The organism is Rhodococcus sp. 11-3 (assembly GCF_023704055.1).
Lineage (GTDB): Bacteria > Actinomycetota > Actinomycetes > Mycobacteriales > Mycobacteriaceae > Rhodococcus > Rhodococcus aetherivorans.
This window is the reverse complement of record NZ_CP080406.1, coordinates 4,595,848-4,622,413: the sequence shown is the minus strand read 5'-3', so window position 1 is coordinate 4,622,413 and position 26,566 is coordinate 4,595,848. Positions and strand designations below refer to the sequence as shown.

Below are 26,566 nucleotides of genomic sequence, written 5' to 3'. Positions count from 1 at the left end.
GGACGCTACCCTGGAGGCGTGACGTGCATCACGAGAGTGCCGGGGCGAGGCGCCCGATGAAGAGCGCGGACCGACGGCTGCGGGTGGCGGTCGCCCGGGCCGGATTCCTCGACTCCGGCGAACCGGACGATTCGCTGGTCTCCTCTGTCGTGTCCGCGTCGTGGCGGCGCTCCGCCGCGGCGGGCGTGCGACCGTCCGGTGGGGAGGTCCGGTTCGCGGGGGAGGTGGACCGGACCTCTCGGCTGGTCCAGTGCTCGCTGCCGGTCCTGGACCGCCTCGCGGAGGAGACCGTCGACGTCCCGGTGAGCATCGCCCTGACCGACGCCAAGGCACAGGTGCTGATGCGCCTCGACGGGGCCCGCGCCATCGGACGGTTGCTCGACCATGTCTCCCTCGCGCCGGGATTCGACTACTGCGAGGGGCAGATCGGCACCAACGGCGTCGGCACCGTGCTGGAATCCGGGCGCCCGGTGCAGATCGAGGGCGCCGAGCACTTCCACGAACGGTTCCAGCCGTTCGCCTGCTCCGGGGCGCCGATCCGGGACCCGTTCAGCGGACGCGTCGCCGGCGTCATCGACATCAGCTGCCTCACCGAGCATTCCTCGCCGCTGCTCACGACCGTCGTGCGGACCGCGGCGGCGGAGATCGAACAGAATCTGTTCCGGGACCGGAGCGCCCGCCAGCACGCGCTGTTCGACGCGTTCGTGCGGGCCGACGCTCGCGGCGGCACGGCCCTCATGGCGATCGGGAGCGCGATGTCGCTCGCGAATCCGCTCGCCCACACCCTCCTCGCGCCGGAGGACCAACGCCGTGTCGGTGAACACGTCGACTACGTCATCGGGCACCGCGCGCGCATCGACGAACTGGTCGAGCTGGGCACCGGCCTGTCCGTCCGGGTTCGCGCGACCCGGATCCTGGCGGGCGAGGACACCGCCGGATACCTCGTCGAGGTCTCCGAGGCGGCCGCGGCCGCGGCACCGCTTCCGTCCGTTCCGAACCGGGTCCGCGAGCACCGGCTGCACTCCGGGCGGGTCGGGCTGGCCGCTGCCGGCACCGATCGTCTCCGCTCGAGCGGTTCCTCTGCGCTGTGGATGCGCGCCTGCAACGAGATCGAGGAGGCCCTGTCCGCCGGGGCAAAGTTGCTCCTCACCGGCGAACCGGGCACGGGGAAGGCGTCTCTCGCGTCGGAGATCTTCCACTCCCTGTACGCCGGGGGCCGGAGCATCCTCGTGGACGGGAGCGAGACCGACCTGTCCGGGCTCACGGTGTCCTCCACCAACCCCACCCTGTACGTGCTGCGCAACATCCAGGCCATGCCCGCCCCGCTCACGACGACCTTGGCCGAGACCCTGGCGGAACCCGTCCCCGAGCACATCTTCGTCGTGGCCACCATGGAGGAGTCGGAGGAGCCGCCGTCCGAGACCCTGGCACCGCTGCTGGCGGCGCTCGACCGGACCGTGCACGTTCCTGCGCTGCGGCACCGCACCGACGACATCGCCGGGGTCGTGGCGCAGGTGCTCCGCAAGATCAGCGGATCGCAGAGCCGAGCGGTCGCTCCCGACGCCATGCGGGTGCTGGCGCGCTATCCGTGGCCGCGCAACATCCACGAGGTCGAGGCGGCCCTGCGGAGCGCCGTCGCACAACGGCCTGCGGGCGCCATCACCGTCGAGGACCTGCCCGAATGGTGCCGGCACGGTCCGCGCAGGCAACTCAACGCGGTCGAGTCCGCCGAACGGGATCTCATCGCCAAGATCCTGCGGGAAACCGGAGGCAACCGTGTGCACGCTGCGCGCGCGCTGGGAATCTCGCGGTCGTCGCTGTACCGGAAGCTGACTCTGTTCGGATTCACCGGCGAGTAGTCACCTACGGGCGATCGTCGCGCCGCGCCGGTTGCCGCGACGAGGATCCCTGTCCGGATCTGGGACAGTTCGCGACCGCTCCTCCCGCCGAAGATGGAGATAGCACATCTCGTCGACTGCGTGAAGGAGGAACGAGAGTCGTGAACACCACAGACGAGCCGTTCTTCAGCTGGAACACGAGGCGAATGGTCCTGCGCACCAATGGATGTCCGTTCCACGATCAGTCGGGGATCGACTCGGGCGGTCCCGAGCTCGTATCGGACGTGCCGCTGACGGTCGGCACCCGGAGAGGGCGTCTGCTCACCGTCGTGGACGACGACGAAGAGCACGTGGCGCTGGTGGTGGGCGACGTGCAGCAGCGGCATGATGTGCCGGTTCGCTGGGTGGTCGCGGAGGGCCTGCTGATCGAGGGGAGCCGCAGCCGGCTCGACGCGGAGATCCTGTTGCCCGTGTCGGAGGCCCCCGCGGTTCCGGTACCGAATGTGCGGCGCCTCGCGGACCATCGGAGCCGGTACAGCGGGGCGGTGCATGCCCTCCTCGTGCATTCCGGTGCCGTGTCCGTCACCGTCGAATTCGGCCCGGCGTCGCTCCGGGCTGCGCCGCAGCTGGACCGCTCCGCGTGAACCGCCCGATCGACCCTCGGACGGGCCGATCGCGAACCACGTGCATTTCGGGCGCCGGAGGGCTTTGATGTCGGTATGAACGGCAGGACCGGCCCCGACCCGGTACGCGTGGCGGTCGGTGCCGCCGCGACCGTGGGCGACGGGATTCGTCGCATGCTCCTGTTCGGTGTCGACGCGGCACGTCGTCTACCGGGTGTGGACCCCGCGCTCGTCGCGCTCGAGGCGCGCGGCGCCGAGACCCTGCGCGCCGGGGACGAGATCGCGGACCGGTTGCTGCGCGCTGTGGTGCGCCGGGTGGTGAGCGCCGCGCTGGACGAGGTCGACATCACCGCCGTCGTGCGGGACCACGTCGACCTCGATGCCGTCGCCGAGGGCGTCGACGTCGAGCGGATCGTCGGTCGGGTGGACCTGGACGCGATCGCGGCGCGCGTGGACATCGCACCGATCCTGGACCGCGTGGACATCGACGCGGTGGCGGAACGGGTGGACGTGGGCGCGATCATCGATCGGGTGGACCTGGATGCGGTTGCGGCGACGATCGACGTGGGCGCGATCATCGATCGGGTCGACCTGGACGCCGTCGCCGCGACGATCGACGTGGATGCGATCATCGGGCGAGTCGACCTCATCGGCCTGGCGAACGCGGTGATCGAAGGCGTCGACCTGCCGACCATCATCCGCGAATCGACCGGGTCCATGTCCACCGAGGCGATGCGCGGCGTGCGCAGCCAGGGTATGCACGCCGACGACGCGGTATCCGGGTTCGTCGGCCGGTTGTTCGGGCGCGCCGAGATCCCGGAAGAACCGGCATGAGCAACCGGGAACCATCCCACCGACCCGCCGGAATCGTCACGAGGGGCATCGCCGCAGCCATCGACCTCGGCGTGGTCCTGACCGTGATGGGCGGGATCTATCTCGCCGTGGTACTCGTGCGGTTGCTGTTCTCGCCGCAGGAGTTCTCCTTCCCCGACGCACACGTTCTGCTGTCCGTCGGTGTGTTCGTCGGTGTCGCGTCGCTGTACCTGACGGTGTCCTGGGCCACCACCGGTCGCACGGTCGGCGCGGTGGTGATGGGGCTGCGGATGGTGAGCCGCAACGGCGACCTCGTCGGATGGGTCCGGGCGGGGCTGCGCGCCGGGCTGTGCGTGATGTTCGGGTTCGGGCTGCTGTGGGTGGCGGTGGATCGCCGCCGCCGGTCCCTGCAGGACATCCTGCTGCGCACCAGCGTCGTCTACGACTGGAAACCCGACCTGCATCTGGCCGAGGCCGAGAGGTGACGTCGCGTCCGTCACAGGTGTCTGGGCATACTCGAACCCGGCCGGATTCGTAGACGGGTAGGAGTTCGTGGTGTCGCAGGGTCTGAAGTTGGGGTACAAGGCGTCGGCGGAGCAGTTCGGGCCGCGGGAGCTGGTGGAGCTGGCGGTGCTGGCGGAGGAACACGGGATGGATTCGGCGACGGTGTCGGATCATTTCCAGCCGTGGCGGCACAACGGGGGGCATGCGCCGTTCTCGTTGGCGTGGATGACCGCGGTGGGTGAGCGTACCTCGCGGTTGCAGTTGGGGACCTCGGTGCTGACCCCGACGTTCCGGTACAACCCGGCGGTGATCGCGCAGGCGTTCGCGACGATGGGGTGCCTGTATCCGGGACGGGTGATGCTCGGGGTCGGCACCGGGGAGGCGCTCAACGAGATCGCCACCGGGTATGCGGGGGTGTGGCCGGAGTTCAAGGAGCGGTTCGCGCGGTTGCGGGAGTCGGTGGCCCTGATGCGCGAGTTGTGGACCGGGGAGCGGGTCGACTTCGACGGGGAGTACTACACCACGAAGGGGGCGTCGATCTACGACGTGCCCGCCGGCGGGATCCCGGTGTACATCGCGGCGGGGGGTCCGGTGGTGGCGCGGTATGCGGGCCGGGCGGGGGACGGGTTCATCTGCACCTCGGGTAAGGGGATGGAGCTCTACACCGGGAAGTTGTTGCCGGCGGTGGCCGAGGGTGCGGGCAAGGCCGGGCGGGACGCCGGGGCGATCGACAAGATGATCGAGATCAAGATCTCCTACGACACCGATCCGGAGCGGGCGCTGGAGAACACCCGGTTCTGGGCGCCGTTGTCGCTGACGGCGGAGCAGAAGCACAGCATCGACGATCCGGTGCAGATGGAGGCGGCGGCCGATGCGTTGCCGATCGAACAGGTGGCCAGGCGGTGGATCGTGGCGTCGGATCCGGACGAGGCGGTGGAGAAGGTCGCGGCGTATGTCGACGCGGGGCTGAACCATCTGGTGTTCCACGCGCCGGGGCACGATCAGCGGCGCTTCCTCGACCTGTTCGAGCGCGACCTCGCGCCGCGCCTGCGCGCGCTGGCCTGACGCGGCTGCGCCGCCGGTGCGTCCTTTGGGCTGTTCCAGCCGCCCGAAGGACACACCGGCGACGACGTCGCCTGTAGGTCAGGCGGTCCCGCCGCGCAGCGTCTCGGACGGGCTGGCGCCGAACTTGCGCCGGTACGCGGCGGCGAACCGCCCGGTGTGCATGATGCCCCAGCGGACGGTGATATCGGATACCGTTGCACTGGAATCGCTTCGGGACAGATCGGTGTGCACCCGCTCGAGCCGGACGTCGGCGAGATACTCCATCGGCGTCATGCCGACGCACTCGCGGAAGCCCTGCTGGATGCGGCGGACGCTGACGCCGACGAGCTCGGCCATCTCCGCGGCGGTCCACGGGCGCGCCGGATCCTGCTGGACCGCGTCCATCACCCGTTTGACGATCCGTGGCCGCACCCCGGTCGGGCCGTCACCGTCGTCCGGTGCGGCGGCGAGCACGAGCGCGGTCGTGACGGCGCGGCAAAGTTGTTCGGCCACCTGGCCGCTGCGCAGCAGGACGTTGTCCCGCAGCGACTCGTCGGCGACCGCTCGGACGAGGCGCAGCCAGTCGGCCCCCGCTCCCGCCCGCAGATCCAGCTGCGCGGGCAGCTGCCTACCCGGACGGGGGAGCAGGCGGTCCATCTCGCGCTGCATGTAGTCGCGGTCGACCTTGAACCCGATGATCTCGCACGAACTGCTCCACCGGGTGATGACGGTGGGGGTGTCGGGTGGGCAGACCGTCGCCAGCCCGGGAGCCGACACGACCTCGTCGCGGCCGACGGCGGTGACCAGATGCCCGGTCAGGGGGATGTTGATGCCGTACGCGCCGGGATGCTCGGAACGGATCGACACGTCCACGCCGAAGCCGATCCGCGCCAGCCGCGCGGCGCCGAGCTGGGTCGATTCCAGCGACGTGCGGGCGGCGGGCCCGCGGCTGAGGAGCGTCAGCTGGTGCGGGAAGTACGCCTGGGACACCACGTCGTGCACTTCGTCCCAGTCCGTGAAGCCGCGGCTTTCCGGTGCTCGCATTCGCCCTTCCAACCCTCCCAACTGGTGCCGTGCCGGTATGTGGGCAGCTCCCCACGCTAGCACCGTACTGTGACGACGGTCACGTGCCGCCCGGATGATCCGGTGCGTTCCGAGCCCGCTTCGCAATGCGGATCGCACCTTCGCAATGCGGATCGACGGAGTGTGATCCGGGTCATACGTTGGTTCTCGTTCCGGATCGACCTGCGATCGCACATCGTGCAGAAAGGCGGTCTCCTCATGGACCAGCGAGCACTTCGCAACATCTTCGGTCAGTTCGCCAGCGGGGTCACTGTGGTCACGTGCGCCAACGCCGAGGGCACCCCGCACGGGGCCACGGTCACGGCCTTCACCGCCATCTCGCTGGAGCCGAGGTTGTGCCAGGTGACGCTGACGCGAACGTCGAAGGCGTGCGGCTACTTCGACGACGCGCCGTTCGCCGTGAACATCCTGGCGGCCGACCAGCTCTCCACCGCACTGCATTTCGCCGGCAGACCGCAGGCCGTCGCGCCGACATGGGACGACACCGGAATCGCACCCGCCCTCCTCGGCAACGCGGCCACCCTGATCTGCCGCCCGTGGGCCGAATATGACGGCGGCGACCACGTCATCTTCGTCGGCGAGATCGTCGACGCCTCCGTCGACGCCGAGAAGGACCCGCTCCTGTTCTTCCGCAGCACCTTCCACGACCTCGGGGACCGGTCCGGCTCGACCGCGTGGAACGGGTGCCTCGACGATCCGCACAGCGGATGGTTCGACGCCACCACCACATTCACCCCACTGCCCTCGCAGCTCGCCCGCACTGCCTCCTGACCCCGCTCCCACCTCTTTCGAAGGGAAGACCATGACCACCACCGAAGCAGCCCCCGCTACCGGCACCGTCGACCGGTCGAAGGTGAACGTCGCCGCGGACCACCCGGCCAATCAGCAGCAGACCTTCGCCTCGCGGCCGATGACCGGCGACGAGTACATCGCGTCGATCGACGACGGTCGCGAAATCTACCTGCACGGCGAGCGGGTCGAGGACTTCACCAACCATCCGGCGTTCCGCAACTCCATCCGCATGACGGCGCGCCTCTACGATGCGCTGCACACCGGCGAGCACGTCGGCACCCTCACCGCCCCGACCGACACCGGCAACGGCGGGGTGACCATGCCGTTCTTCCGCACCCCGAAGTCCGCCGACGACCTGCGAGCCGACCGCGACGCCATCGCCACCTGGGCGCGGATGACCTACGGCTGGATGGGCCGGTCCCCCGACTACAAGGCCTCCTTCCTCGGCACCCTCGGCGCCAACGACGAGTTCTACTCGCCGTTCCAGGACAACGCCAAGCGCTGGTACCGCGAGTCGCAGGAGAAGGTCCTGTACTGGAACCACGCCATCATCAACCCGCCGGTGGACCGGTCGCTGCCGCCGGACGAGGTGGGCGACGTGTTCATGAAGGTGGAGAAGGAGACCGACGCGGGCCTGGTCGTCTCCGGCGCCAAGGTCGTCGCCACCGGCTCGGCGATCACCAACTACAACTTCATCGCCCACTACGGCCTGCCGATCAAGAAGAAGGAATTCGCCCTGATCTGCACGGTGCCGATGGACGCGCCCGGCATCAAGCTGATCTCGCGGGCCTCCTACAGCCAGAACGCCGCCGTGGTCGGCTCGCCGTTCGACTACCCGCTGTCCTCGCGCATGGACGAGAACGACGCGATCTTCATCTTCGACAAGGTGCTCGTGCCGTGGGAGAACGTGTTCATGTACGGGGACGTGGAGAAGATCAACAACTTCCTCGGCGGCTCGGGCTTCCTCCAGCGCTTCACGCTGCAGGGTTGCACGCGCCTTGCGGTCAAGCTCGACTTCATCGCGGGCCTGCTGATGAAGGCCCTCGACGCGACCGGCGCCGGCGGTTTCCGCGGGGTGCAGACCCGTGTCGGGGAGGTCATCGGCTGGCGCAACCTGTTCTGGTCGCTCACCGACGCGATGGTCAACAACCCGGAACCGTGGATCGGCGACACCGTCATCCCGAAGCTCGAGTACGGCCTGACCTACCGGATGTTCGCGATGCAGGGCTACCCGCGCATCAAGGAGATCATCGAGCAGGACGTCGCGTCCGGCCTGATCTACCTGCCCTCGTCGGCGGCGGACTTCAAGAGCCCTGAGGTGCGCCCCTACCTGGACAAGTACGTCCGCGGCTCCGACGGCATCACCGCCGTGGACCGGGTCAAGGTCATGAAGGCCCTGTGGGACTCGATCGGCTCCGAGTTCGGCGGCCGCCACGAACTGTACGAGCGGAACTACGCCGGCAACCACGAGAACGTCAAGGCCGAGCTGCTGTTCGCCGCAGAAGGCCGTGGGGACGTGTCCGCCATGAAGGGCCTGGCCGAGCAGTTCATGAGCGAGTACGACCTCGACGGCTGGACCGTGCCCGACCTCGTCGGCAACGACGACGTGTCCCATTTCCGCCGTGCCTGACCACTTCCCGGGAGACACCATGACCATCACCGAAAACCCCACCGCTGCCGCATCCGGCACCGCCGCCACCGACAAGTTCAAGGGCGAACGCTGCACCGCCGACACCTCACCGGAGCGTCTGTCCGCCATCGCGACCGAAGCCCTCGCGGGATTCGGCGCGCTGATCCGGAAACATGCCGTCACCTACGACGAGTACCGCGTGCTCAAGCAGTGGCTCATCGACGTGGGCGAGGGCGGCGAGTGGCCGCTGCTGCTGGACGTGTTCGTCGAGCACGAGATCGAGGACGTCAACTCCCGGAGGTTCCGCGGCACCAAGGGCAGCATCGAGGGGCCGTACTACGTTCCGGACGCACCGGAACTACCGGCGCGGTGCACACTCCCGATGCGCGACGAGGATCGCGTCCACCCCCCGCTGGTCCTGCGCGGACAGGTCACCGACCTCGACGGCCGGGGCCTCGGTGGGGCCCGGATCGAGATCTGGCACGCCGACGACGAAGGCTACTACTCCCAGTTCGCCCCGCACCTTCCGCAATGGAATCTGCGCGGCACCGTCGTCGCCGACGCCGAGGGCCGCTACGACATCACCACCATCGAGCCGGCTCCGTATCAGATCCCCACCGACGGGCCCACCGGACAGTTCATCGAGGCAGCCGGATGGCACCCGTGGCGCCCGGCGCACCTGCACCTGCGGGTGACCGCACCCGGCAGGCAGCCGATCATCACCCAGCTGTACTTCGCCGGTGGTGAGTGGCTCGACGACGACGTCGCGACCGCGACGAAACCGGAACTTGTCCTCGAACCACAGGTCGACGACGCCGGCCGCAAGGTGGCCACGTACGACTTCGCGCTCGACCCGCTCGCGGACTGACGCGGCTGCGCCGCCGGTGCGTCTTTTGGGTTGCTCCCACCGCCCAAAGGACGCACCGGCGCAGCGTTAGGGTGTGAGCCATGAGCGCCGCCGCCGAGTCCGTGTCGAGTATCTACATCGCTGCGCCGGAGGGCGACACCGGCAAGTCCACCGTCGCGCTCGGCCTGCTCCAGGCGCTGTGTGCCTCCGCCGCCCGGGTCGGCGTCTTCCGCCCCATCGCCCGCTCCGACGGCGACACCGACTACATCCTCGAACTGCTCCTCGAGCGCATCACCGTCGACCTCGAATACGACGAGTGCGTCGGCGCCACCTACGACGACGTGCATGCCGATCCCGAGGCCGCCCTCAGCGAGATCGTCGTCAAGTACCACGCCGTCGCGGACCGGTGCGACGCCGTCGTCATCGTCGGCAGCGACTACACCGAGATCGCCAACCCCAGCGAGCTCGGCTACAACGCGCGCATCGCCGCGAATCTCGACGCGCCCGTTCTGCTCGTGTTGCGCGGCTCCCGGCGCACCCCCGACGAGGTGGCGCAACTGACCAGCGTGTGCACGGCCGAACTCGCCGCCCAGCACGCCCACCTGACCGGAATCGTCGTCAACCGCTGTCCCTCCGACCGGCTCGACGAGATCGCCGCGGCCGTCGGGGACCGGGGTGTGCCGCTGTGGACGCTGCCGGAGGTGCCGATCCTCGTCGCGCCGACCATGGGCGAACTGCTGACCGCGATCGACGGCGAACTCTACAGCGGCGATCCCGAGCTGCTGCACCGCGAGGCGCTGCGCGTCATGGTCGGCGGCATGACCGCCGAACACATCCTCGAACGCATCACCGAGGGGGTCGTGGTGATCGCCCCCGCCGACCGCTCCGACGTGCTCCTCGCCCTTGTGAATGCCAATGCCGCCGAAGGATTTCCGTCGCTGGCCGGCATCATCATGAACGGTGGGCTCCTGCCGCACCCGGCGATGGCGCAACTCGTCGCCGGACTCAGGCCCAGCCTGCCGATCCTGACGACCACCCTGGGGACGTTCGACACCGCGTCGGCCGCCGACCGGACGCGCGGCCGCATGGCGCTCGGCGCGCACCGCAAGATCGACACCGCCGTCGCGCTGATGGAACAGCACGTGGACACGGATCGGTTGCTGAGCCGCCTCGACGTGCCCCGGCCGTCCGTCACGACCCCGCAGATGTTCGAGTACCAGCTCATCGACTGGGCCCGCCGCCAGCGCCGGCACATCGTGCTGCCCGAAGGCGACGACGACCGGATCCTGCGCGCGGCGGGCCGCGTCCTGCAACGCAAGATCGCCGACCTGACGATCCTCGGCGACGAGACGCAGGTGCGGCGCCGGGCGGCCGAACTCGGGGTGGACCTGAGTGCGGCGACCGTGCTGGATCCCAGGTCGTCCGAACACGCCGAGCCGTTCGCCGAGGAGTATGCCCGGCTGCGTGCCCACAAGGGGATGACGATCGAACGCGCCCGCGAGATCATGAGCGACATTTCGTACTTCGGCACGATGATGGTGCACCTCGGCGTCGCCGACGGCATGGTCTCCGGTGCCGCGCACACCACCGCGCACACCATCCGGCCGTCCTTCGAGATCATCAAGACCGAACCCGGCGTGTCCACGGTGTCGAGCATCTTCCTCATGTGCCTGTCGGACCGGGTGCTCGCCTACGGTGACTGCGCGGTGGTGCCCGATCCCACCAGCGATCAGCTCGCCGACATCGCGATCTCCTCCGCCGCCACCGCCGCCCGCTTCGGCATCGAACCGCGCGTCGCGATGCTGTCCTACTCGACCGGCGAGTCCGGTTCGGGCGTCGACGTCGACAAGGTCCGCGCCGCCACCGCCCTGGTGCGCGAGCGCCGGCCGGACCTGCCGGTGGAGGGACCGATCCAGTACGACGCCGCGATCGAACCGTCGGTGGCCAGCGCCAAGCTTCCCGACTCGGAGGTCGCCGGCCGGGCGACCGTGTTCATCTTCCCGGACCTCAACACCGGCAACAACACCTACAAGGCCGTGCAGCGCAGCGCCGGAGCCGTGGCCGTCGGTCCGGTCCTGCAGGGCCTGCGCAAGCCCGTCAACGACCTGTCGCGTGGGGCGCTGATCCAGGACATCGTGAACACGGTGGCGATCACCGCCATCCAGGCGCAGGAGGCCGGCGAATGAGCTCCCAGACGGACGGCACCGTGCTGGTGCTCAACTCCGGCTCGTCGTCGATCAAGTTCCAGCTCGTCCACCCCGAGACCGGAGACTCGGTGGCGCACGGGCTCATCGAGCGGATCGGTGAGCCCGAGGGCAGGGTCGTGTTCCACCACACCACCGGCACCGAGGAACACGTCGGTCCCATCGAGAACCACCGCGCCGGACTGCGGATCGTCCTCGACTGGGTGGAGGCGCTGGGCCGCCCCCTGCGCGAGGCCGGCATCATCGCCGTCGGCCATCGCCTCGTACACGGCGGCGAGGTGTTCCACGAGCCGACCCTCGTCGACGACGACGTGGTGCGCACCGTGAAGGAACTGGCCGTTCTTGCGCCGCTGCACAATCCGGCGAACGTCATCGGCATGGAGGTCGCGCGGGAGGAGCTGCCCGGCATTCCGCACGTCGGGGTGTTCGACACCGCGTTCTTCCACGCCCTGCCCGCCGCGGCCGCCACCTACGCGATCGACCGGGACGTCGCCCGGGCGCACGGCATCCGGCGGTACGGCTTCCACGGGACGTCGCACCAATACGTGTCCGAGCGCGCCGCCCGGTTCCTCGGACGTGAACTGTCGGAACTGAACCAGATCGTGCTGCACCTCGGCAACGGTGCGTCGGCCTCCGCGATCGCCGGCGGCCGGCCCGTCGACACGTCCATGGGGTTGACCCCGCTCGAAGGACTCGTCATGGGAACCCGGTGCGGCGACATCGATCCCGGCGTGCTGCTGCACCTGAACCGCAGCGCCGGGATGGACGTCGATTCCATCGACGATCTGCTCAACCGGCGCTCCGGGCTCAAGGGCCTCTCAGGGGTCAACGACTTCCGCGCCCTGCTGCGGCTCGTCGCCGAGGGCTCCGAGGACGCGAAGCTCGCCTACGACGTCTACGTGCACCGCCTGCGCAAGTACCTCGGCGCGTATCTCGTCGAACTGGGCGGCGTCGACGTCGTCGTGTTCACCGGCGGGGTGGGAGAGAACAACGTCGACGTCCGCCGGGACGCCCTCGCCGGCCTCGAGCGTCTCGGCATCGCCGTCGACGAGACCCGCAACGCCGCCTCCGCACGCGGCGAGCGGCGCATCTCGGCGGACACGTCGCAGGTGGAGATCCTCGTGATCCCGACCAACGAGGAGCTCGCCATCGCGCGCGCGGCCGCGGCGCTGGTGTAGGCCGAAGGGGGCGAGGGCGCGACATCGTACAGGTGCCACTCCCGAAGGCCGCCCCCTCGAGGTGGTACCTGTGGACAGCTCCGAGTTGTCCACAGAGTGGCGTGAGCGGGCTTTCCCGGCCGCGGCGCGACCAGCATGCTGCGCGCATGACTTTCTCCGGTCGACCCTTCCTCGGCACGGAAGCTGTGGCTTCGGGCCGGGTCACTGCTCACGATCTGCGCTGCCGGTTCGATCGCATCCATCGCAATGTGTACGTATCGAAGGGCACCGTGCTCGACGCGGTCGGCCGTGCGCACGCGGCGTGGCTGTGGTCGGGACGGAAAGGCGTACTTGCCGGCATGTCGGCCGCGGCGGTGCACGGCACCAGATGGATCGACGACGAAGTGCCCCCAGAGTTGGCGTTCGGTGCTCATGTGCGGGCGCCCAAGGCAATCCTCGTGCGGAAGGCCGACCTGGCCGCACACGAGGTGTGCACGATCGGCGGCTTGATTGTCACGACCCCGGCACGCACCGCGTTCGATCTCGGTCGCGCGCTCGGCTTCGACCACGCCGTGGAAACCCTGGACGCCCTGTGCAACGCCACGGGGTTGCCGGTGACGGACGTATTCGACGTGGCGGCAAGGCGCGGAGCCGCCAGGGGCGTGGCACAGCTCCGGCGCGTGCTGGCCGTCGTCGACGGTGGAGCCGAGTCTCCACCCGAAACGCGAACTCGCCTCCTGCTCGTTCGACACGGGCTGCCTGCGCCCGAAACGCAGCTGATCATCCGAGACGGCTCCGGACGATTCCTGGCGAGAGCGGACATGGGATGGGGACGGTGGAAGGTGATCGTCGAATACGACGGTGAGCACCACTGGACCGACCGGCGGCAGCGAGCGCGGGACATCGATCGATATGCGGTCCTCGAGGAGAACGGTTGGAGAGTTGTGCGGGTGGGCGCCGTGCTCCTCAGGGAACGGCCGCACATCGTTGTCGAACGTGTCCGCCGAGCTTTGGACGCGGCTGGTGCCCGTTGGTGACGCGCGAAGGGGCGGTTGTCGGGAGTGCTACTCGCCCGATGTCTTCATAACGACCCCTTCAACGTTCGGCGCGGAGACGGGCTACAGGATGCTGCGGGGGCGGATGGCGTTGGCCAGGTCGACGAGGGTGTAGCGGTGGGTGCGGGCGGGGGCGTTGCGGGCGAGGGCGCGCAGGCCGGACTCGGTGCCGGCGCGAAGTCCCTTCTCGGTGAAGGGGACGTCGAGGATCGGGTCGAGTTCGCGGCGGGCGGAGTGGCCGGCGCGCACCCAGTCGAGTGCCGTCGACAACACTAGGGTGCGCATCTGCAGGAACCGGCTCTCGTCGGGCGACAACGTCCCCACCCGGCGCGCGGCCTCGCGCAGGTCGGCTTCCTCGAGTTCGTCGATCGGCCTGTCGTGCAACAGGATCAGCACCGTGGTCATGCGGGCGACGGCGTGGTGCCGGGAACTCGCGGGTACCTGGTCGAGCGCCGCGATCGCACCGGCCCGGTCGCCGCGGCGGGTGAGCTGCCGGGCGAGGCCGAACGCCGCGCTGACCACGTTGTGGTCGGTGCGCCACACGGTGCGGTAGTAGTTCTCGCAGAATCGGCGCCAGGCCTCGGGATCGTCGCTCTCCCAGTGCTGCAGGATGAGTTCCGCGGTTGCGGCGAGCGCCAGCTTGGGTGCGGTCTCGCCGGGCATCGCCGCGAGTACCTTCTCGAATCTGCCGAAGGAGGACTCGAATTCGCCGTTGACGAGTTCGGCCAGTCCGGCATACCAGTCGATGCGCCAGTCCGCGCCGAGGTCGCGTTCGAGCTTGCGCAGGATCTCCGCGGCGCGGGTGCCGTGGCCCAGGTCGAGATGGGCGCGCACCTCCGCGAGGGTGATCTCGCGGGAGAACGAGACGTCCGCGGTGCCGACGACGCGTTCGAGCCCGTTGTCGCGCGCGTGCCGCAGCGAGTCGAGGGTCTGCTGGGGCTCGCTGTGCACCGCGGCGGCGAGCAGCGCGGCGCTCGGATCGTTGGGGTCGAGCAGCGGCACCGGCAGCGCCGCCGCCACGTCGCGGGCCGAGAGGTTCTCGTCCCGCGCGACGCCGTCGACGATCGAATCCGTGCGTCCGACGGCCTCGTCCGTCCCGAACGTCGTCCGCTGGCGGCTGAAGACCGACGACAGGCCGGGATGCTCCTCGCCGGTCTGCTGCGACAGGATCTCCCGCAGGACCCCCGTCAGCTGGCTCGCCATCTCGTCGGCCGACCGGAACCGCTGCTGCGGATCGGCGTCGGTCGCCCGCAGCAGCAGCCGGTGGTACGACTCGTACTCCGCCAGCAGCGGTGCCTTCTCGGGGGTGGGCAGGCCGTCGGCCAGGCGGCCCTGCTGCCACGGCATGTCGAGGGTGAGCACGGCCAGGGTCCGGCCGACGGTGTAGATGTCGGTGGCGACGGTCGGGCCCGTGCGCACGATCTCCGGGGCCTGGTAGCCGGGCGTGCCGTACAGGTAGCCGTAGTCCTCGACGCCGGTGACGGCCCCGAGGTCGATGAGCTTGAGCTGCTCCTCGGTGACCATGATGTTCTCGGGCTTGAGGTCGTTGTAGACGAGTCCGATCGAGTGCAGGTAGCTCAGCGCCGGCATGATCTCGAGGACGTACGCGATGGCCTGTTCGACGGGCATCCGGGCCGGCTCGGGACAGCTGTCGAGCACCTCGCGCAGCGAATGCCCGCCCACGTATTCCATGACGATGTAGCCCATCGGGGTGCCGTCCGGGCGCGGGTGCTCGATGAAGTTGAAGATCTTCACGATGCTCGGGTGCGTCACCTCGGCGAGGAACTGCTTCTCGGCGACGGCGACGGCCTGCGCCTCGGCGTCGCCCGAGTGCAGCAGGCCCTTGAGCACGACCCACCGGTCGCTGACGTTCCGGTCGACGGCGAGGTAGATCCAGCCCAGCCCGCCGTGCGCGAGGCAGCCCTGCACCTCGTACTGCCCGCCGACGATGGCGCCGGGCGGCAGCATCGGGACGAACTCGAACGGGGTGCCGCACGAGGGGCAGCGCCCGGAGGTGGGGCCCGGCCCGTTCGGCGTGCTGCGGCCGACCGGCTTGCCGCACTTCCAGCAGAACCGCTTGCCCTCGGCCACGTGCGGATCCGGGAGCACGACGGAGGCCGGGTCGACGGGTGCGGGGACCGGGATGTCCACGAGCCCGGCGAGGCGCCGCCGCGAGGGCACGCGCGGCCGGGACCGCCGCGACGACCGCTGCGACGGGACGCTGCCCCGGGAGGGGGCGCCGCGCTGGGCGGCGGGTGCGGTTTCCGGCGGGGCGCTGCGCTGCGTCGCGGGTCCCGTCTCCGGCGCGGCGCTGCGCTCGGTGGCGGGCCCGCCGTCCGGCGAGGCGCTGCGCTGCGTCGCCGCGCCCGGGTCGTGTTCGGTGTCGGACATGCGGCCTCTCAGTCCACGTACGTCGGGGTCGGCGGCGCCGGGGCGGGTCCGAGGACGAGGAGCCAGCGGTTGTAGAGCTGCGTCCACGTCCCGTCGCGACGGATCCGCTCGAGGGTGCCGTTGACGAACCGCACCAGGTCCTCGCGGCCCTTGGCGATGCCGATGCCGTACGGCTCGCTGCCGATCGACGTCCCGACCAGCTCGAGGTACGGATCCTGCGAGGCGAGGCCGGCGAGGATCGTGTCGTCGGTGCTCACCGCGTCCACCTGACGCTGCTGCAGTACCACGAGGCAGTCCGCCCACGTCGGGACGGTGAGGATCGCCGCGGACGGCTGCAGCCGCCGGAGGCGGTCGAGCGACGTGGTTCCCTGCACGACACACACCCGCCGGCCCGCCAGGTCGGCGACGTCGCGGACGTCGGACCCCTTGACCACCAGGACGCGCTGCTGGGCCCGGAAGTAGACGGTGGAGAAGTCGACCCGTTCGCGGCGGGCACACGTGATCGTCATCGTCTTGGCGACGATGTCGACGGTGGAGTCCTGCAGGGCCTGCTCGCGGTCCGCGGAACTGAGGATCCGGAAGTCGAGCAGGTCCGGGCTGCCGAGCAGGTCCCGCGCGATCTCCCGCGCGACGTCCACGTCGAATCCGGTGATCCGCCCGGTCGCCGGATCTCGGAAGCTCATCAGGTTGCTGCCGGTGTCGAGCCCGACGACGAGCCGGCCGCGCGCCCGGATCGCGTCGAGGGTCGGTCCGGTCGTCGCGCCGTCGGGACGCAGGCCGGCGGTGGGGTCGCCGCAGTCCGGTTCCGGGAGGACGGGCGCCGCACTGGGCGCGACGGTGGCGCGTTCCGGCAGGGGCGGCTCGGTGTAGGACGGGTCCGGGTCGGCGAGGATCTCCGGCGGTGAGGTCGCGCAGCCGCCCGTGAATGCGGCGACGGCGACGACCGTCGCGGCGACGAGACGACGCACGTTCACCGGTACTCCCGCAGGCGCGGCCACAGCCCGACGACGATGCCGAGCAGCGCCAGCCCCGTCAACGCCGTCGTGGCGGGGGCGAGCGCGGACAGGGTCTGCGCGGCGCGGTCCTCGTTGCCGCGCAGTTCGGCGCGGGCGAGGTCGATGCCGCGTTCGAGGGCGCGGTCGAGGGTGGCGAACTGGGCGACGGCCTCGTCGGGACCGGGACCGGTCGCGAGGATCGCGGCGGCCGGGAAGTCCCCGCGGTCGAGCGCGGCCTGCATGCGGTTGTGCGACGCCAGCCATGCGGTGCGTGCCTCGGCGGCACGCACGGCGGGATCGGTGACGATCTCCACCTCCTCGCCGGACGCATACCCGGCGAGCAGCTCGCCGAGCCGGGACATGCTCTGGTCGAACGTCGCGTCGTACTCGCCGGTGGCGTCGCGGCGCACGAGCTGCAGGGTCTCCGCGGTGCGTGCCTGCTGCGCGAGGATGCGGCTGTCGGTGAACACCCCGAGCGGTTCGGCCCCGTGCACGATCGCCCGCTCGGTCGCGCTCGACGAGATCAGTCCGGCCACGAGCAACCAGCACAGCAGGATTCCCGTCGCCGCGATCGACAGCAGCAGACCGGGATTGAGGGTGCGACGGCTGATCCGGGAGATGATGACGTGCACCGCGGTGAGCGCGACGACCGTCACCAGCAGCAGACCGATCGACGTCCACGGTGGCTGCACCGACGCGCGCTGCGTCGACGAGACCGCCGAGACGCTCTGCGTGTACAGCTCCTGCGCCATCGGCAGCAGCGCCGACTGCATCAGGTTCGACGCCTCGCCGAGATAGGCGGCACCCACCGGGTTGCCGACGCGGTTGTTCGCCCGCGCCGTCTCGACCAGGCCCGTGTACACGGTGAGGCGTTCGGCGATGCCGGACAGCAGCCGGGTGCCCGCACGGTCGCCGGTGGGAATCCCGCCGGCGGCGGCGACGAGCTGGGCGGACGCCTCGCCGACGGCCTGGGCGTAGCGGTCGCGGACCTCCTTCGGCTCGATGCCGCCGGAGATGAAGCCGGTGGCGGCCGCCGCGTCCGCGACCGACAGTGCGCTGTAGAGGTTCTGTGCGGCATCGGCGAGCGGTTCGGTGGTGGCGAGCAACCGATCGTGGGTGGCCTTGCGGCCGGTGACCGTCTGGCCCGCCGCGACCCCGGAGACGAGGAGGAGCACGGCGAGCAGCACACCGAGGGTGACGAGCTTGGCGGGGGTGGAGCGCAGCAGGTCGCGCACCTCGTCGGAGGGGCCGGCGTGGGCGGTCGCGGCGGCCGGCACGTCGTTACGCTGGAGGCGACTCCCCACCGCACCGAGCGTGGGGGTCACGCGCACGTCCACGAGAGCACCCCTTCCGATGTGGCACTGTGTGTGGCGAGCATATAAGCAGTAACGGGATGTTGTTGCCGTCCGAGGACGGTGGACGCCCGGCTCGCGGTCGGCGGTCGGGCGGCAGGGAGGCGGACGCGATGCGAGGTGACGGGGACGGCTGGGCCGTGGGACCCGACGGTGATCGCCGGTGGGGCAGATTCGGCGCGGCCGGACTGCTGCTGCGCGCGCCGCTGCCCGACGGCACGCCGGCCGTGTTGCTGCAGCACCGCGCGGCGTGGAGCCATCAGGGCGGCACGTGGGCGCTACCCGGCGGCGCCCGCGACAGCGACGAGAGTCCCGTCGCCGCGGCCGTGCGGGAAGCGAACGAGGAGACCGGGATCGACCCGGCGGCGCTGAGCGTGCGCACCGAGCGGGTCACCTCCGGGGTGGCCGGGGGGTGGACGTACACGACGGTCGTCGCGGACACCCCGAGCCCGATGGAGACGACCCTCAACGGGGAGAGCACCGAACTGCGCTGGGTGCCGGAGGCCGACGTCGAGACCATGCCGCTGCACACCGGGTTCGCGGCGGCCTGGCCGGACCTGCGGACCCGTGCGGTGCGGATGCTGCTCGACACCGCCAACGTCCTCGGGTCGCGGCCGACAGGCTGGTGGCGTGACCGCCCGGGCGCCACCGCACGACTGCTCGCGGAGCTGGCGGAGGCGTTGCCCCGCACCGTCGAGCTGCCCGACGGGTGCTTCGGCTGGGTGAGCCGCATCGAAGCGGTCCTCGAGGGGCAGGCCCGCGCGGCGGTGATCCACGACGACCGGACCCCGGTGCACACCGCCGTCGGCAGCGGGGACGACGAGCTGGCCTCCCTGGCGACGGGCACGTCGGCCGTGCTGGACCAGGTGCTCACCGTGGTGGTGACGGCCGACCGGGGACTGCGCGCCCGGCTGCCCGGGGACGTGCCGACCCTGTCGCCGTCGACGGTCCTGGGCTGGCTCTAGCGGACTGCCGGCCGGCGGGCCGGCTCCAGCGGACTGCCGGCCGGCGGGCCGGCTCCAGCGGACGGTCAGCCGGGCAGCGCGGCTTTCAGCGCCGCCGCCGCGGCCCGCGGATTCGGTGCCGCGGTGATGGCCCGGACCACCGCGATGCGGGTGGCGCCGGCGGCGAGCACCTCGGGCAGCCGCTCGGCGTCGATGCCGCCGATCGCGAACCACGGCCGCTGCGGCTGCGACCGGGCCACCTCCCGCAGTACCTCGAGTCCCGCCGGGGTGCGCCCCGGCTTGGTGGGGGTGGACCACACCGGCCCGTGGGCGAAGTAGTCGACGCCCTCCTCGATGTCGGACAGGCTCGCCTGCGCGCGGCTGCCGGTGGACCGGCCGATCACGATCTCCTCGCCGAGGATCTGCCGGGCGTACCGCACCGGCAGGTCGCCCTGACCCAGGTGCAGGATGTCGGCGCCCGCGGCGAGCGCGATGTCGGCACGGTCGTTGACGGCCAGCAGCGCACCGTGCCGGCGGCACGCCGCCGCCAGCACCTCGAGTGCCGCGAGTTCCTCGCGGGCCTCGAGCGGGCCGAACTTCTTCTCGCCCGCCGAACCCTTGTCGCGGAGCTGGACGATGTCGACTCCGCCCGCGAGGGCCTCCTCCGCGAATCGGGCCAGGTCTCCGGTGTCGCGACGGGCGTCGGTGCACAGGTAGAGCCGGGCCTGCGCGAGGCGTTCCCGGGGGGCGGGATGGTTGCCGCGGTAGGTAGTCACGGCGAAGACGGTAGTCTCTGCACTGAACGAATCGACACGGGAGTCCCGGGGATCGCGGGGCTGAGAGGGGGCCTGCCGGCCCCGACCGTCAGCACCTGAACCGGATCATGCCGGCGCAGGGAGTGAGGTGGACGAACTGTGGGAACCGTATCCGTCGTCGGCGGAGGCGTGATCGGGCTGTCGATCGCGTGGCGCGCGGCCCGTGCCGGCTGGACCGTGACCGTGCACGACCCGTCCCCGGGGGCGGGGGCGTCGTGGGTGGCCGGCGGGATGCTGGCACCGTTGTCGGAGGGCTGGCCGGGGGAGGAACACGTCCTCGAACTGGGCGCGGCGTCGCTGGCCCGCTGGCCGGAGTTCGGCGCCGAGCTGTTGCGGGAGACCGGACTGGACCTGTTCACCGCCGACGCGTCGCTGACCGTCGCGCTGGACGCGGCCGACGCGGCCGATCTGCGCACGATCGCCGAGTGGGTCTCGGCTCAGGGGCACGAGATGCGCGTGCTCGGTCGCGCCGAGGTGCGCGAGCTCGAGCCGTCGCTGGGGCCGCGCATCCGCCTGGGCCTGCTGGCCCCGGACGAGCTGGCCGTGGACAACCGGATCCTCGTCGATGCGCTGCGGCGGGCCGTCGCCGAGGCCGGTGTGGCCTTCGTCGATGTGCCGGTGCGCGACGTCGCGGACCTGGACGCCGACCGGGTGGTGCTCGCGGCGGGCGCGGCGTCGGCCCGCCTGTGGCCGGGCTTGCCGGTGCGGCCGGTCAAGGGGGAGATCCTGCGGTTGCGGACCCGCCCGGGTGCGGCGCCCGCCCCGCACCGGACGGTCCGCGGCAGTGTGCACGGCCGGCCGGCATACCTGGTGCCGCGCGCGGACGGCCTCGTCGTGGGCGCGACCCAGTACGAGGCCGACGACACGCAGGTCACCGTCGCGGGGGTGCGGGACCTGATCGCCGACGCCGAGGCGCTGTTCCCGGCGATCGGCGAGTACGAACTGCACGAGGCGAGCGCCGGGCTGCGGCCCATGAGCCCGGACAATCTGCCGCTCATCGGCCGGCTGTCCGAACGGGTGATCGCCGCGACCGGGCATGGCCGCAACGGGGTGCTGCTGACCCCGGTCACCGCGGACGCGGTGGTCGCGGAGCTCGCGGACGAACCCCTCGCTGTCTCGAAACATGCTGATCCACAACGATTCTCGAAGGGGAAAAGGTCATGAACGGTGCGCCGACGGTGGGTGTCACGGTCAACGGGGAGGAGCGCTGGTTCGCGCAGGCGCCGACGATGGCCGAACTGCTCAGTGAACTCGGTCTGCCCGACAAGGGCGTCGCCGTCGCCGTGGACGGTGCCGTGTTCCCGCGGGGGCGCTGGTCCGAACGCGTCGAAAAGGGCTGGCAGATCGAGGTTCTCACGGCGGTGCAGGGTGGCTGAGCACAACACCGGCCGCGACCCCGGCCACGACCTGCCGCCGCTGACGATCGCCGGGCGGACCTTCTCGTCGCGGCTCATCACCGGCACCGGTGGGGCCGCCAACCTCGCGGTGCTCGAGGAGGCGCTCGTCGCCTCCGGCACCGAGCTGACCACCGTGGCGATGCGCCGCGTGGACGCGGCGTCCGGGACCGGCGTGCTCGATCTGCTGCGCCGCCTCGGCATCGCGCCGCTGCCCAACACCGCCGGCTGCCGCGGCGCCGCCGAGGCGGTGCTCACCGCCCGACTCGGGCGCGAGGCCCTCGGGACGGACTGGGTCAAGCTCGAGGTCATCGCCGACGAACGCACCCTGCTGCCCGACGCGATCGAACTCGTCTCCGCCGCCGAGCAGCTCGTCGACGACGGGTTCGTCGTGCTGCCCTACACCACGGACGATCCGGTGCTGGCGCGACGGCTCGAGGACGTCGGCTGCGCCGCCGTGATGCCGCTCGGCTCGCCGATCGGGACCGGACTGGGCATCGCCAACCCGCACCACATCGAGATGATCGTCGAGGCCGCCGGGGTGCCGGTGATCCTCGACGCCGGCATCGGCACCGCCTCGGACGCCGCGCTCGCGATGGAACTCGGGTGCGACGCGGTGCTGCTGGCGACCGCGGTGACGCGGGCGAAGGACCCGGCGCTCATGGCGTCGGCGATGCGGCACGCCGTCGAGGCGGGCTTCCGGGCCCGGCACGCGGGCCGCATCCCGAAGCGGTTCTGGGCGCAGGCCTCCTCGCCGCTCGAACCGTAGGGCGACCCGAGGGAACGGTGACCGGGTGGTCGCTCGACGTGCGTGTGGTGCCGCACGGGCCGCGGCACCACACGCGCCGTCAGGCGGCGGAGAGCAGCCGTGCGAGGGTGGCTCTTCCCTCGGGTTCGAGGGGCAGCAGCGGCGCTCGGGGATCCCCGACGTCCGAGCCGAGGATGCCGAGGCCCGCCTTGATCGTGGTGGGGAGGCCGCCGGCGACGATGAACTCGAGCAGGGGCCGCAGTTCGGCGTACAGGGCCTGAGCGCGGGCGAGGTCGCCGTCCTCGACGGCCGTGTACAGCGCGAGACACGGCTCGGGCCGCAGGCACGGCGCGGCGGTGCACCAGCCGGACGCCCCGGCCCTCAGCGCCTCGAGCACGAGCGGGTTGCTGCCGTTGTAGAACGGCAGGCGGCCCTCGCTGAGCTCGGCGATGCGCTGCATCCGGGACAGATCGCCGGTGGACTCCTTGACCATGGTGAGGTTGTCGATGGTGTCGAACATCGACACCAGCAGTTCCGGGCTCATGTCGATGCCGCTGGTGGCGGGGTTGTTGTACGCCATGACGGGAATGTCGATCGCCGCACCGACGGCGGCGTAGTGGCAGGCGATCTCGCGATCGGTGAGCTTCCAGTACGACACGGGGAGCACCATGACGGCCGAGGCGCCCGCCGTCTGCGCGCGACGGGCCCGGCGGACGGTGTTCGCCGTCGTCAGGTCGGACACTCCGACGACGACGGGGACGCGGCCGGCGACGGCGGCGATCGTGGTGTCGAGAACGGTGTCGAACTCCTTCTCGGTGAGATAGGCGCTCTCGCCGGTACTGCCGAGTGGGGCGACGGCGTGCACACCGTCCCCGACGAGACGGTCGACGAGCGCGGTGAGCGCGCCGGTGTCGACCGTCGCATCGGCGCCGGAGGTGAACGGGGTGATCGGGTAGGCGATGATGCCTTCCAGTGTGGTCAAGGCAGAGAATCCTTTTCGTCTCGTGAAAGCGGGGGCGAGCAACCTCGCCGGGGGCCGGGGGCCGGTGGGCGCTCAGCCGGCGATCGCGTCCGGGTGCCGGGCCAGGGCGCGACGCGCGTAGTAGGCGAAGTTGGCCTGGCTGCGTTTCGGGGTGAGGGTCCAGTCGTGCGCCTCCCGCGCGAGCCGGTCCGGAAGTTCGGCGATCGTGCCGGCCGCCATGGCGGCGAGTTGCAGCTCGGCGCCGCGTTCGATCAGCACGGCGAGCGAGCACGCCTCCTCGATGCCGGCCCCGGCGACGACGTGGCCGTGGTGGGCCAGGAGGATCGCCTTCTTCGAGCCGAGCGCGGCCGTGATGATCTCGCCTTCCTCGTTGCCGACCGGCACGCCGGGCCAGGCGGGGAGGAAGGCACAGTCGTCGTAGAGCGGCGCGATGTCCATCTGGGACACCACGAGCGGGACTTCGAGCATGGACAGTGCGGCGACATGGAACGGATGGGTGTGGACGATGCACTGCACGTCGGGGCGCGCGCGGTAGATCCAGCTGTGGAACCGGTTGGCGGGATTGGCCATCCCGGAGCCGTCGAGAACCTGGAGATCCTCGTCGACCAACAGCAGGTTGTCCTCGGTGATCTCGTCGAACCCGAGGCCCAGCTGCTGGGTGTAGTAGGTCCCCGGTTCTTCGGCGCGGGCGGTGATCTGGCCCGCCAGGCCGGAGTCGTGCCCGGCGTCGAACAGGATTCGGCAGGTCAGGGCGAGCTTCTGGCGCGTCGTCCAGCCGGACTCCGCAAGGTGGGTCCGCATGCGGGCCTGGGCCTGGTGCATCAACTCCGCTTTCGTAGCGGTGAACGTCCCGGACATCGATCGGCCTCCTCGATCTCGACTGCGGTGGACACGAGGGAGACTATAGGACACTTTGTGTCATGTACAGCTACTTTCGTCGGGAGAGCCCTCGACAGGACACTTTGTAGACTCGCCGTGTGAGGGGTGACGACGGAAGGACGGGGCCGTGACCGCGCTGGTGCGAGCGTTACGCAAGGAGCGGGGGCTCACGCTCGAGGCCCTCGCGGCGCAGACCGGGTTGACCAAGAGCTACCTGTCCAAGATCGAGCGCGAGCGCAGCACACCGTCGATCGCGGTGGCGATGAGGATCGCCCGCGCCCTCGACGTCGACGTCGGGCAGCTGTTCGCGGACGACGCGTCGCGTTCGCGGATGACGATCGAGCGCGCCCCCGCCCGGGCCGGGGCGGACCGCTACCACCCCGTCGCCGCGGGAATGCTGGGGAAAGCGATGTCCCCGTTCGTCGTCCGGCCCGGACGCGACTTCGCCGACGACCCGCACCCCGAGCACAGCGGCCAGGAGTTCGTGTTCGTCGTCTCCGGATCGATCGAACTCGACCACGGGGGGACGATCGTCACCCTGGACTCCGGCGACTGCGCCTATTTCGACGCCTCCCTCGATCATCGGCTCCGCAGCACCGGCCCGGTGGACGCCGAGGTCCTCGTCGTCGCATGCAACGACAGCCACTGATCGAGACGCCTGCAGGACCGTAGGGCGACCCCGCGCGGCGCGATCCGCCCGAATCGGGCAGGCTGTGGGTCATGATCGAAGTGACCGGACTGACGAAGACCTTCGGTTCCACCGTCGCCGTCGACGACGTGACGTTCACGGTCCGGCCGGGGATCGTCACCGGATTCCTCGGCCCCAACGGCGCCGGGAAATCCACGACGATGCGGATGATTCTCGGCCTCGACCGGCCCACCGCCGGGACCGCGCTGATCGACGGCGTCCCCTACCGGCAGCTGAAGCGGCCGCTGCGGACCGTCGGTGCGCTGCTCGACGCGCGCTGGGTACACCCGAACCGGTCGGCGCGGGCACACCTGCGCTGGCTCGCCGCGTCCAACGGCCTGCCGAACTCTCGGGTCGAGGAGGTGCTCGCGCTCGTCGGCCTGACCGAGGTGGCCGACAAGCGCGCGGGCGGTTTCTCGCTCGGCATGTCGCAGCGGCTCGGACTGGCCGGTGCCCTGCTCGGCGACCCGAAGGTGCTGCTGTTCGACGAGCCCGTCAACGGCCTCGACCCCGAGGGCATCGTGTGGATCCGGCGGTTCATGCAGGCCCTCGCAACGGAGGGCCGCACCGTCCTCGTGTCGAGCCACCTGCTGTCGGAGATGGCGCAGACCGCCGACCACCTGCTGGTGATCGGCCGGGGCCGGCTCATCGCGGACACGTCCGTCGCGGAGTTCGTCGAGCGGGCGTCGGAGGCGACGGTGCGGGTGCGCAGCCCACAGCTCGACACGCTGCGGACGGCACTGACCGGGCAGGGCCACACCGTCCGGGACGACGAGGGCGCGCTGATCGTCAGCGGCGTCACCACCGCGCAGGTGGGTGAGGTCGCAGCTGCGCACTCGGTGGTGCTGCACGAACTGGCGGGCCAGAACGCGTCGCTCGAGGAGGCGTTCATGAAACTGACCGGAGACGACGTGCAGTACCAGGGAGCCGTGGCCGGGGGCCCGGCTGTGCAGCCGATGAAGGGGGAGCTGCGATGAGCGTGGCCGTGGACAACGCCGGCACGACGAGCGTGGTCGTGGACACCGTCAAGGCGGAACGGATCAAACTGACCTCCACCCAGTCGCCGTGGTGGTGCACCGTCGTGATCGTCGCGCTGGGCCTCGGCCTCGCGGCGATCCTCGGCGCCGCGTCCAAGGCGAGCATGTCCGTCGACGAGGAGGTCGGCCGGTTCTACCCGACCGTCGACGTCGCGGTCAGCGGCGTCGCCGGCTTCGGCGTGCTCGTGCTGATGATCCTCGCGGCGCTGTCGGTGACCAGCGAGTACCGGTTCGGGGTCATCCGTACCACGTTCCAGGCCATGCCGAACCGCAGCGCCGTCCTCGTCGTCAAGGCGCTGCTGATCGGGGTGTTCGGCGCGGTACTGACCGGCGTGCTGGCCCTCGCCTCGTTCTATCTCGCCAAGGCCCTCGCCGGCCCGGAGGCCGGGCGGGACCTGGTGCTCGAGGGCGACGATGCGTGGCGGTCGATCTACGGCGTCGCGATCTACGCGCTGCTGTGCGCGGTGCTCGCCGTCGCGGTGGGGGCGCTGTTGCGCCAGTCCGCCGGCACCATCGCGCTGCTGCTGCTGTGGCCGCTGCTGATCGAGTCGCTGTTCGCGCTGTTCGGTTCGTTCGGCCGGCAGGTGCAGCCCTTCCTGCCGTTCGCCAATGCCAACCACTTCCTCGGCAGCGAGCAGGGCATCGACTTCCACTGGGGGCCGTGGGGTTCGCTGGTGTACTTCGCGGTGTTCGTCGCCGTGGTGTTCGCGGCCGCGCTGGTCGTGGTGAATCGGCGCGACGCGTGAGTATT

At 70.8% G+C, this 26,566-nt stretch carries 25 protein-coding genes and 1 riboswitch; of the genes, 18 read left to right on the top strand and 7 right to left on the bottom strand.

All coding sequences use genetic code 11. The annotated features are described in order from the left end of the window. Positions 1 to 56 precede the first annotated feature (56 nt). The 5 genes from KZJ41_RS21435 to fgd all read left to right on the top strand — a co-directional run bounded on the left by KZJ41_RS21435 (position 57) and on the right by fgd (position 4,843). A complete protein-coding gene (locus tag KZJ41_RS21435) occupies positions 57 to 1,859 on the top strand; it encodes a sigma-54-dependent Fis family transcriptional regulator (protein WP_006945521.1) in 1,803 nt (600 codons plus the stop codon). A 140-nt stretch (positions 1,860 to 1,999) separates the two neighbouring features. Continuing rightward, complete coding sequence (locus tag KZJ41_RS21430) at positions 2,000 to 2,482, top strand: hypothetical protein (RefSeq protein WP_065922259.1); 483 nt, start codon at positions 2,000 to 2,002, stop codon at positions 2,480 to 2,482. A gap of 75 nt (positions 2,483 to 2,557) precedes the next feature. Next, a complete protein-coding gene (locus KZJ41_RS21425; protein ID WP_029545357.1) occupies positions 2,558 to 3,295 on the top strand; it encodes a hypothetical protein in 738 nt (245 codons plus the stop codon). Further along, a complete protein-coding gene (locus tag KZJ41_RS21420) occupies positions 3,292 to 3,759 on the top strand; it encodes an RDD family protein (protein ID WP_065922261.1) in 468 nt (155 codons plus the stop codon). The genes KZJ41_RS21425 and KZJ41_RS21420 overlap by 4 nt, the downstream gene beginning before the upstream one ends. Before the next feature lie 70 nt (positions 3,760 to 3,829). After that, positions 3,830 to 4,843: a glucose-6-phosphate dehydrogenase (coenzyme-F420) gene (fgd, locus tag KZJ41_RS21415; protein ID WP_251549552.1), complete on the top strand. Its 1,014-nt coding sequence runs from the start codon at positions 3,830 to 3,832 to the stop codon at positions 4,841 to 4,843. Positions 4,844 to 4,921: 78 nt separating this feature from the next. Here fgd and KZJ41_RS21410 read toward each other — a convergent pair whose 3' ends face one another. After that, a complete protein-coding gene (locus KZJ41_RS21410; RefSeq protein ID WP_037201077.1) occupies positions 4,922 to 5,866 on the bottom strand; it encodes an AraC family transcriptional regulator in 945 nt (314 codons plus the stop codon). 237 nt (positions 5,867 to 6,103) lie between these two features. Here KZJ41_RS21410 and KZJ41_RS21405 point away from each other — a divergent pair, with 237 nt between their 5' ends. The 6 genes from KZJ41_RS21405 to KZJ41_RS21380 all read left to right on the top strand — a co-directional run bounded on the left by KZJ41_RS21405 (position 6,104) and on the right by KZJ41_RS21380 (position 13,572). Then, on the top strand, positions 6,104 to 6,676 hold the full coding sequence (locus KZJ41_RS21405) for a flavin reductase family protein (protein WP_251549550.1): 573 nt from the start codon (positions 6,104 to 6,106) through the stop codon (positions 6,674 to 6,676). Between the two features lie 31 nt (positions 6,677 to 6,707). Further along, entirely contained in the window at positions 6,708 to 8,327 is a 1,620-nt protein-coding gene (locus KZJ41_RS21400) for a 4-hydroxyphenylacetate 3-hydroxylase family protein (protein WP_251549548.1), read from the top strand. A 19-nt stretch (positions 8,328 to 8,346) separates the two neighbouring features. Beyond that, positions 8,347 to 9,195 carry a catechol 1,2-dioxygenase gene (gene catA / locus KZJ41_RS21395; RefSeq protein ID WP_251549546.1) on the top strand — a complete coding sequence of 283 codons (849 nt, stop codon included), beginning with the start codon at positions 8,347 to 8,349 and terminating at the stop codon, positions 9,193 to 9,195. 80 nt (positions 9,196 to 9,275) lie between these two features. Next, the gene (gene pta / locus KZJ41_RS21390; RefSeq protein ID WP_231772583.1) at positions 9,276 to 11,360 is read left to right on the top strand and encodes a phosphate acetyltransferase; all 2,085 of its coding nucleotides are present in this window, start codon (positions 9,276 to 9,278) and stop codon (positions 11,358 to 11,360) included. Continuing rightward, a complete protein-coding gene (locus tag KZJ41_RS21385) occupies positions 11,357 to 12,556 on the top strand; it encodes an acetate kinase (protein ID WP_006938194.1) in 1,200 nt (399 codons plus the stop codon). Before pta ends, KZJ41_RS21385 begins: the two co-directional genes overlap by 4 nt. Before the next feature lie 146 nt (positions 12,557 to 12,702). Continuing rightward, positions 12,703 to 13,572: a DUF559 domain-containing protein gene (locus KZJ41_RS21380; protein WP_231772890.1), complete on the top strand. Its 870-nt coding sequence runs from the start codon at positions 12,703 to 12,705 to the stop codon at positions 13,570 to 13,572. Positions 13,573 to 13,653: 81 nt separating this feature from the next. On the opposite strand, the gene KZJ41_RS21375 is transcribed toward KZJ41_RS21380, so the two are convergent. The 3 genes from KZJ41_RS21375 to KZJ41_RS21365 are packed head-to-tail and all read right to left on the bottom strand — an operon-like array spanning position 13,654 to position 18,313. Further along, complete coding sequence (locus KZJ41_RS21375) at positions 13,654 to 15,981, bottom strand: serine/threonine-protein kinase (RefSeq protein ID WP_251549544.1); 2,328 nt, start codon at positions 15,979 to 15,981, stop codon at positions 13,654 to 13,656. 8 nt (positions 15,982 to 15,989) lie between these two features. Further along, positions 15,990 to 16,955 carry a glutamate ABC transporter substrate-binding protein gene (locus KZJ41_RS21370; protein ID WP_161995224.1) on the bottom strand — a complete coding sequence of 322 codons (966 nt, stop codon included), beginning with the start codon at positions 16,953 to 16,955 and terminating at the stop codon, positions 15,990 to 15,992. After that, positions 16,952 to 18,313 carry a hypothetical protein gene (locus tag KZJ41_RS21365; protein WP_006938198.1) on the bottom strand — a complete coding sequence of 454 codons (1,362 nt, stop codon included), beginning with the start codon at positions 18,311 to 18,313 and terminating at the stop codon, positions 16,952 to 16,954. The genes KZJ41_RS21370 and KZJ41_RS21365 overlap by 4 nt, the downstream gene beginning before the upstream one ends. 128 nt (positions 18,314 to 18,441) lie before the next feature. Between KZJ41_RS21365 and KZJ41_RS21360 the strand changes: the two genes are divergently transcribed. Continuing rightward, complete coding sequence (locus KZJ41_RS21360) at positions 18,442 to 19,293, top strand: NUDIX hydrolase (RefSeq protein WP_006938212.1); 852 nt, start codon at positions 18,442 to 18,444, stop codon at positions 19,291 to 19,293. A gap of 65 nt (positions 19,294 to 19,358) precedes the next feature. Here KZJ41_RS21360 and thiE read toward each other — a convergent pair whose 3' ends face one another. Further along, positions 19,359 to 20,048, bottom strand: coding sequence for a thiamine phosphate synthase (thiE, locus tag KZJ41_RS21355; RefSeq protein WP_006938213.1), 690 nt, complete (start codon positions 20,046 to 20,048; stop codon positions 19,359 to 19,361). A 26-nt stretch (positions 20,049 to 20,074) separates the two neighbouring features. After that, positions 20,075 to 20,187, top strand: a riboswitch (TPP riboswitch). On the opposite strand from thiE, the gene thiO reads away from it, so the two are divergent. From thiO to KZJ41_RS21340, 3 genes are all read left to right on the top strand, one after another. Next, a complete protein-coding gene (gene thiO, locus KZJ41_RS21350) occupies positions 20,187 to 21,251 on the top strand; it encodes a glycine oxidase ThiO (RefSeq protein WP_006938214.1) in 1,065 nt (354 codons plus the stop codon). (Overlaps the previous riboswitch by 1 nt.) Continuing rightward, the gene (thiS, locus tag KZJ41_RS21345; protein ID WP_029545344.1) at positions 21,248 to 21,463 is read left to right on the top strand and encodes a sulfur carrier protein ThiS; all 216 of its coding nucleotides are present in this window, start codon (positions 21,248 to 21,250) and stop codon (positions 21,461 to 21,463) included. Before thiO ends, thiS begins: the two co-directional genes overlap by 4 nt. Continuing rightward, positions 21,456 to 22,250 carry a thiazole synthase gene (locus KZJ41_RS21340; RefSeq protein ID WP_006938216.1) on the top strand — a complete coding sequence of 265 codons (795 nt, stop codon included), beginning with the start codon at positions 21,456 to 21,458 and terminating at the stop codon, positions 22,248 to 22,250. The genes thiS and KZJ41_RS21340 overlap by 8 nt, the downstream gene beginning before the upstream one ends. Before the next feature lie 79 nt (positions 22,251 to 22,329). On the opposite strand, the gene KZJ41_RS21335 is transcribed toward KZJ41_RS21340, so the two are convergent. Both KZJ41_RS21335 and KZJ41_RS21330 read right to left on the bottom strand, forming a co-directional pair. Next, complete coding sequence (locus tag KZJ41_RS21335; protein ID WP_006938217.1) at positions 22,330 to 23,211, bottom strand: dihydrodipicolinate synthase family protein; 882 nt, start codon at positions 23,209 to 23,211, stop codon at positions 22,330 to 22,332. Between the two features lie 72 nt (positions 23,212 to 23,283). Continuing rightward, entirely contained in the window at positions 23,284 to 24,069 is a 786-nt protein-coding gene (locus KZJ41_RS21330) for an aldolase (protein WP_006938218.1), read from the bottom strand. Between the two features lie 148 nt (positions 24,070 to 24,217). On the opposite strand from KZJ41_RS21330, the gene KZJ41_RS21325 reads away from it, so the two are divergent. The 3 genes from KZJ41_RS21325 (at position 24,218) to KZJ41_RS21315 (ending at position 26,561) form a co-directional block, all read left to right on the top strand. After that, entirely contained in the window at positions 24,218 to 24,739 is a 522-nt protein-coding gene (locus KZJ41_RS21325; RefSeq protein WP_050035672.1) for a helix-turn-helix domain-containing protein, read from the top strand. Positions 24,740 to 24,810: 71 nt separating this feature from the next. Then, positions 24,811 to 25,755: an ABC transporter ATP-binding protein gene (locus tag KZJ41_RS21320; RefSeq protein ID WP_006938220.1), complete on the top strand. Its 945-nt coding sequence runs from the start codon at positions 24,811 to 24,813 to the stop codon at positions 25,753 to 25,755. After that, positions 25,752 to 26,561, top strand: a complete 810-nt coding sequence (locus tag KZJ41_RS21315) for an ABC transporter permease (protein WP_050035671.1) — start codon at positions 25,752 to 25,754, stop codon at positions 26,559 to 26,561. Before KZJ41_RS21320 ends, KZJ41_RS21315 begins: the two co-directional genes overlap by 4 nt. The last annotated feature ends 5 nt before the right edge of the window (positions 26,562 to 26,566 follow it).

Excerpts from the sequence above, each read along its gene's own strand:
- KZJ41_RS21320 (WP_006938220.1), top strand. The coding sequence starts at position 24,811 with ATGATCGAAGTGACCGGACTGACGAAGACCTTCGGTTCCACCGTCGCC.
- KZJ41_RS21400 (WP_251549548.1), top strand. The coding sequence starts at position 6,708 with ATGACCACCACCGAAGCAGCCCCCGCTACCGGCACCGTCGACCGGTCG.
- KZJ41_RS21330 (WP_006938218.1), bottom strand. The coding sequence starts at position 24,069 with ATGTCCGGGACGTTCACCGCTACGAAAGCGGAGTTGATGCACCAGGCC.
- catA (WP_251549546.1), top strand. The coding sequence starts at position 8,347 with ATGACCATCACCGAAAACCCCACCGCTGCCGCATCCGGCACCGCCGCC.
- KZJ41_RS21420 (WP_065922261.1), top strand. The coding sequence starts at position 3,292 with ATGAGCAACCGGGAACCATCCCACCGACCCGCCGGAATCGTCACGAGG.
- KZJ41_RS21425 (WP_029545357.1), top strand. The coding sequence starts at position 2,558 with ATGAACGGCAGGACCGGCCCCGACCCGGTACGCGTGGCGGTCGGTGCC.
- KZJ41_RS21380 (WP_231772890.1), top strand. The coding sequence starts at position 12,703 with ATGACTTTCTCCGGTCGACCCTTCCTCGGCACGGAAGCTGTGGCTTCG.
- KZJ41_RS21405 (WP_251549550.1), top strand. The coding sequence starts at position 6,104 with ATGGACCAGCGAGCACTTCGCAACATCTTCGGTCAGTTCGCCAGCGGG.
- KZJ41_RS21375 (WP_251549544.1), bottom strand. The coding sequence starts at position 15,981 with ATGTCCGACACCGAACACGACCCGGGCGCGGCGACGCAGCGCAGCGCC.
- KZJ41_RS21435 (WP_006945521.1), top strand. The coding sequence starts at position 57 with ATGAAGAGCGCGGACCGACGGCTGCGGGTGGCGGTCGCCCGGGCCGGA.
- thiS (WP_029545344.1), top strand. The coding sequence starts at position 21,248 with ATGAACGGTGCGCCGACGGTGGGTGTCACGGTCAACGGGGAGGAGCGC.
- KZJ41_RS21315 (WP_050035671.1), top strand. The coding sequence starts at position 25,752 with ATGAGCGTGGCCGTGGACAACGCCGGCACGACGAGCGTGGTCGTGGAC.
- KZJ41_RS21385 (WP_006938194.1), top strand. The coding sequence starts at position 11,357 with ATGAGCTCCCAGACGGACGGCACCGTGCTGGTGCTCAACTCCGGCTCG.
- pta (WP_231772583.1), top strand. The coding sequence starts at position 9,276 with ATGAGCGCCGCCGCCGAGTCCGTGTCGAGTATCTACATCGCTGCGCCG.
- KZJ41_RS21410 (WP_037201077.1), bottom strand. The coding sequence starts at position 5,866 with ATGCGAGCACCGGAAAGCCGCGGCTTCACGGACTGGGACGAAGTGCAC.
- KZJ41_RS21360 (WP_006938212.1), top strand. The coding sequence starts at position 18,442 with ATGCGAGGTGACGGGGACGGCTGGGCCGTGGGACCCGACGGTGATCGC.